The sequence below is a fragment of the Rhodoblastus sp. genome (assembly GCF_052145335.1).
GTDB lineage: Bacteria > Pseudomonadota > Alphaproteobacteria > Rhizobiales > Beijerinckiaceae > Rhodoblastus.
The window spans coordinates 1-5699 of sequence record NZ_JBKQOU010000072.1; the positions used below are offsets into that span (position 1 = coordinate 1).

Sequence of the window (5699 nt, forward strand, 5' to 3'; positions counted from 1 at the left end):
CGCCAGCGCGATCAGCGCCGAGCCGGTCAAAGTGGTCATCACATGCAGCGCCGCAAGACGCAGCGCGCCGTCCACGCCCTGCCCCTGCTCCTGAACGGCGCCAAGCACAGCGGTTAGCGATTCTTGCGGCTGGGCGACGAATATCACCCCTTCCGAACAGAGGAATCGCGCGGAATATTTTTCGCGGAAATAGTCCAGAACCGGATTCCACGCCGCATTCTGCTCCGCGACCAGGCTTTCCGGCTGGCCGGCGCGATAGCAGACAAGGTCGGAGCCGGCGAATTTGGCGATCTCCGCCGCCACCGCCTCCTTCTCGCGGGAAACCCCGTCGAGCGCCGTATTGACCAGCCGGGTTTTCGGCATGGTCGCCGGGTCGATGAACTCGCCTTGCGCGCGCCACTCCTCAGCCAAAGCCTCGGCGAGTTTCCGCGTTGGAACGATCAGGCGCGAGCGCGCGGGGGTGTGGACAGTCTTGCCGTCCAGCGTCAGCCCGAAGCCGTCGCCCGCCGGCGCGACCGCAACTTCGGAATAAAAGCGCTTCGGCAGCGGGCGCTTCATGTCGCGCTGCGCCGCTTTCAGCGGATTGCGTTCGCCCGCTTCTACGAACAGATCGGTCAGGTCGTCGCGCATTGCATGAACTCGTCGAGGGTTTCGCGCAAGGATCCGAAGTCCTGCACGATTTTGGCGGCCCCGGCCTTGGTCAGCTTCTCGTGCCGGTGATAGCCCCAGCCGACGCCGATGGCGTGAGCGCCGGCGTTATGGGCCATGTGCATGTCGAAGGTGGTGTCGCCGACCATGCAGGCGTGTCTGGGCTGCACGCCGGTTTCCGCCAGGGCGCGCAAGAACATGTCGGGCGCCGGCTTCGAGATTGCGTCGTCCGCGGTTTGTACGGTGGCGAAGAAGTCATGCCAGCCGTGGCGGTCGAACAGCCGCGTCACCCCGGCGCGGGACTTGCCGGTGGCTATACCGAGGACGCAATTTTCGCAGGCCGCCAGTTCGCGCAAAAGATCTTCCGCGCCCGGATAGATCGGATCGTGAAAACCCGGCTCGGCGCGCAATTGCGTCCAGGCGTCCTTATAGGCCTGGGCAAGCTTTTCGCAGGGCCCCTGTCCCTCAGTCAAAGCGCGAAAAGCCTCGACCAGCGACAGGCCGACCACGGACAGCGCTTGCTGGCGCGTCGGCGCGGGAAGGCCGTGGGAGGCGAAAGCCCGTCTCTGCGCCTCGACGATGAAATTCTGGCTGTCGACCAGGGTGCCGTCAATGTCGAAAACAATGAGCTTCACTTTTTCCTCACCCAATGCGTTTTTCTTTTTATAGACCCATCGAAATTTTCCGCAAATCTCCCCGCGAAGGCGCGAAAGACGATTTCTTTCCTCGTTCTCGAACGAAAAACCAAGGCTTGCGTTTGCAAAATAACGCGATGCAATTAACATCGGAAGAAATTGCGACGTCGCGAAACGACGCGTGGGAGGGAACGAAATGGCCAATGCGCAAGCCGAGAACAACTCGGCGCTTTCCTGGCTGGTCTGGTTTGCGGTCGCGGCAATCGGCGCCTTCGCGCTTGCCACCGTCGCGCTGCATCGCGGCGAGACGATCAATGCGCTGTGGGTCGTGACGGCCGCCATCTGCGTCTATCTTATCGCTTATCGATTCTATAGCCGCTTCATCGCCGAAAAAGCGCTCGGCCTCGACGATTCGCGGGTCACTCCCGCCGTTCGGCGCAATGACGGGCTGGATTACGTCCCAACCGACAAATATGTGCTTTTCGGCCATCATTTCGCGGCCATAGCCGGCGCCGGACCGCTGGTGGGCCCTGTGCTGGCGGCGCAGATGGGCTATCTGCCCGGCGTGTTGTGGCTACTGACCGGGGTGGTTTTCGCCGGGGGGGTGCAGGATTTCGTCGTTTTATTCATTTCCACCCGCCGCGACGGCCGTTCGCTCGGCGACATGATCAAGACCGAAATGGGTGCGACCGCCGGACTGATCGCGCAATTCGGCGTGCTGGCGATCATGATCATCCTGCTCGCGGTGCTTGCGCTGGTCGTGGTCAAGGCGCTCGCCGGCAGCCCGTGGGGAACTTTCACCGTGCTCTCCACTCTGCCGACCGCCATGCTGATGGGGATTTACAATCGCTTCATCCGGCCGGGACGAATCGGCGAAATGTCGGTCATCGGCTTCATCCTGCTCATGGCCGGCATTTTCTATGGCCAGACCGTCAGCCAGAGCCCGACGCTGGCGCCCTTGTTCACCTACAGCGGGGAAACCCTAGCCCTGATGCTGATCGCCTATGGTTTCATCGCTTCGGTCCTGCCAGTGTGGATACTGCTCGCGCCGCGCGACTATCTCTCGACGTTCTTGAAGATCGGCACGATCTGTGCGCTGGCCATCGGCATCGCCTTCGTCATGCCGGACCTGAAAATGCCGGCGCTCAGCCGCTTCATCGACGGGACCGGCCCGGTGTTCAAGGGCGCTTTGTTCCCCTTCCTGTTCATCACCATCGCCTGTGGCGCGGTTTCCGGCTTCCACGCACTGATCGCCTCCGGCACCACGCCGAAAATGCTGACGCGCGAAAGCGAAATGCGCCTCATCGGCTATGGCGCCATGCTCACGGAAAGCTTCGTTGGCATAATGGCTTTGATCGCGGCCAGCGTTTTGGAGCCCGGCGTCTATTTCGCAATGAATTCGGCTCCCGGCGTCATCGGGACCACGGCGGCGCAGGCGGCGACGACCATTTCGCAATGGGGTTTCGTCATCACCCCGGAAATGCTGACCGAGACCGCGAAAAACGTCGGCGAGGCGACCATCCTGTCGCGCGCCGGCGGCGCTCCGACCCTTGCCGTCGGCATGGCGCAAATCCTGTCCGGATTCATAGGCGGCTCGGGCATGACCGCCTTCTGGTACCATTTCGCGATTCTGTTCGAGGCCCTGTTCATCCTGACCACGGTTGACGCCGGCACCCGCGTCGCGCGCTTCATGATCCAGGACCTGCTCGGCAATTTCGTCCCTTCATTGGCCCGCACCCAAAGCTGGACCGCCAATTTGCTCGCCACGGGATTGGCCGTCGCCGCCTGGGGCTATTTCCTCTATCAGGGCGTCATCGACCCGCTCGGCGGCATCAATACGCTCTGGCCTCTGTTCGGCATATCGAACCAGATGCTCGCGGCCATCGCCTTGATCATGTGCACCGCCGTGCTGTTCAAGATGAAGCGCGAGCGTTACGCCGCGATCACCCTGGTCCCCGCTTTCTGGCTGGTCGTCTGCACCTTGACGGCGGGCTGGCAGAAATTGTTCGACGCCAATCCAGCGATCGGTTTCTTGTCGCACGCGAGGGTCTTCTCAGAGGCGGTCGCCGAGGGGAAAGTGCTGGCGCCGGCCAAGACGCTTGAGGAAATGCAGCGGGTCATCGTCAATGATTATGTCGACGCGGGCCTGACCATGATTTTCATTGCAGTGGTGCTGGCGATGATCGTCGCTGGATTCGTGACCATCCGCAAGGCTCTGGCCAATCCGAAAGCTTCAACTCGGGAGACGGGCGATGACCTGCCAGGAATGCAGCCCTTCAAGGCTTAGGCTGTTCAGCAAAAGGCTTCGCCAGACCGCGGCGCTGATGGTGGGGCAGCCCGACTACGACAATTATCTGGCGCATTGGGCGAAGTTTCATCCGGACGAGATCCCGATGACCCGAACGGAATTTTTCCGCAATCGGGAAGATCGGCGCTTCGGCGGCGGCGTGGAGACGGGCGGGTTTCGCTGCTGCTGACAGACGGAGCGCATCAGTCGCCAAGCCCTCATCCTGACGAGCCTGCCCAAGCAGGCGTCTCGAAGGACGGGGCCGGCGCCGGGCGCATTGCTTCAAAGCGTCGGGCCCATTGCTCCAAAAATGAATCGGGGCGGCCGGGCCCTTCGTTTGACCCCGCCGCCCCGTTGCTTTCCCGGCCGTGTCTCGCGGTTGGGAAAGAAGTCTTTTTGGAATTCCCGCTACGTCAACTCGCAGTCCGCGCGCCCCAAGGCCGAAGCCCGGGGGATTACGTTACAGGCCGGCAAGGTAGGTCGAGGGATCGACCGGCTTCGAGCCCTTGCGGAGTTCGAAGTGCAGTTGCGGCGAGGCGACATTGCCGCTCTGGCCGGACAGAGCGATGGTCTGGCCGCGCTTGACCGTGTCGCCGCGCTTGACGTTCAGCGAGCCGTTATTGGCGTAGGCCGAGACGAAGCCGTTGGGATGGCGGATCAGCACGAGATTGCCATAGCCCTTCAATTCGCTGCCGGCATAGGCGACGACGCCGCCTTCCGAGGCCTTGACCTGCGTTCCTTCCGGCACCGCGATATTGATGCCGTCATTGCCGCCGGCGCCGAAAGCCTGGATCACGCGTCCGCGCGCCGGCCAGCGGAATTCCGGATTGGCGTCGTCGCTCGCGGCGCCGCCGGCGGGCGGCAGCGTCGCCGTGGTCGAATGATCCACCGCAGGCGCCTTTTCGAATTTGCTCGTCGCCGGCTGGACCGGCGCGACCGCGGGCGCCGGTGTGACAGGAGCCGGCGCAGGCGCGGCGCTGGCGACCTTCTTGCCGGGCTGCGCCGGCTTTTGCGCAAGCTTGGCCTGATCCGGCTTGGCCTGATCCGGCTTGACCTGATCCGGTTTGACCTGGACCGGCTTCAACTGCGCCGTCTTGGCCTGCGCTAGTTTGGCGGCCTCAGCGGAAGCTTTGGCCTCGCGGGCCTTGGCCGCTTCGAGTTTCAGTGTTGCGGCTTTCAGCATCGGCGCCGTGGCTTTGGCTTTGGCGGCCTGCGCTTCGGCGGTCTTGCGCGAAGCCTCGGCGGCTTTCGCTTCCGCGAGCCTGGCGCGCTTTTCCGCCGCCAGATCGGGCTTCGGCGGCTCGACCTTCGCCAGTTTGGCGGGAGCCGGCGCTTTCGGCTCCGCGAGATGCGGCATGGGCGCCGCGACGGGGGCGGCGGCGACGCGCGCGCCATTGGCGTGATAGACCGGAATGATCAGCCGGGCGCCGGGCTGCACCTGGGCGCGGTTGGCGTAACCATTGGCGCTGAGAAGGCTCGCCGTCGGCACGCCGTAGCGCTGGGCGATCATTTCGACGTTTTCGCCCTGGGCGACGACGATCGGCGTGCCGCCTTCGGCGCTCCAGCCGCCAACGCCGCCGGGAGCTGCATGAACGGCCGAAGACGAAGCCGGAGCGGCGGCATAGCTGGGCCGGAAGGCGGCTGGCGCAGCGGCGGCGCTCGGCGCCGCCAGCGGCTGGCTGTCGATGGCGACAGGAGGACGGGGTGCGCGCGGCGCGGCGTGGACGGCCGGCGCCGGGGGCGGCGCGGCGGGAGCGTCGAAGGGCTTGAAAGCGTCGGTGAAGAAATTGGACGCCTGCTGCTGCGGCGGCGCAGCAACCGTCGAGCCCGTGGGGCTGCGGTCGAGACCGGCAGATTTGAACGGGTCGGCGAAGGGATCGCCTCCGCGGCCCGTATCCGCGCATCCGCCGAGCAACATCGTGGCCACACCGATCAGGGCCAACCGGACGGGTTTTCCGGACTTCCGCAGCGTTTCACTCATCACGCATTCCCACACTGAACCAACAGATTCGATTTAACGGGATGGCGGTTAAAGGAGCGTTTAAGATGAATGCGAATTCATGAAATCATCGGCAATTAACAAGTTGTTTGGGTTAATCGCCGCGAAACAGGCCGTGCAGCAGATTTTG

At 63.8% G+C, this 5699-nt stretch carries 5 protein-coding genes; 2 read left to right on the top strand and 3 right to left on the bottom strand.

The annotated features are described in order from the left end of the window. Positions 1–630 (bottom strand): ATP12 family chaperone protein (locus ACLP2E_RS05185; protein ID WP_442465335.1); only part of this gene is annotated, 630 nt, incomplete at its 3' end. Continuing rightward, the gene (locus ACLP2E_RS05190; RefSeq protein WP_442462498.1) at positions 615–1298 is read right to left on the bottom strand and encodes an HAD-IA family hydrolase; all 684 of its coding nucleotides are present in this window, start codon (positions 1296–1298) and stop codon (positions 615–617) included. The genes ACLP2E_RS05185 and ACLP2E_RS05190, both read right to left, overlap by 16 nt. Positions 1299–1479: 181 nt before the next feature. Between ACLP2E_RS05190 and ACLP2E_RS05195 the strand changes: the two genes are divergently transcribed. Together ACLP2E_RS05195 and ACLP2E_RS05200 are read left to right on the top strand one after the other, a co-directional pair. Continuing rightward, positions 1480–3570 (top strand): carbon starvation CstA family protein, encoded by a 2091-nt coding sequence (locus ACLP2E_RS05195; RefSeq protein ID WP_442462499.1) that lies wholly within the window; start codon positions 1480–1482, stop codon positions 3568–3570. Next, positions 3536–3760 carry a YbdD/YjiX family protein gene (locus ACLP2E_RS05200; protein WP_442462500.1) on the top strand — a complete coding sequence of 75 codons (225 nt, stop codon included), beginning with the start codon at positions 3536–3538 and terminating at the stop codon, positions 3758–3760. Before ACLP2E_RS05195 ends, ACLP2E_RS05200 begins: the two co-directional genes overlap by 35 nt. Before the next feature lie 270 nt (positions 3761–4030). Here the strand turns inward: ACLP2E_RS05200 and ACLP2E_RS05205 are convergent, their stop codons facing one another. Next, positions 4031–5551: a peptidoglycan DD-metalloendopeptidase family protein gene (locus tag ACLP2E_RS05205; RefSeq protein WP_442465336.1), complete on the bottom strand. Its 1521-nt coding sequence runs from the start codon at positions 5549–5551 to the stop codon at positions 4031–4033. Positions 5552–5699 lie beyond the last annotated feature (148 nt).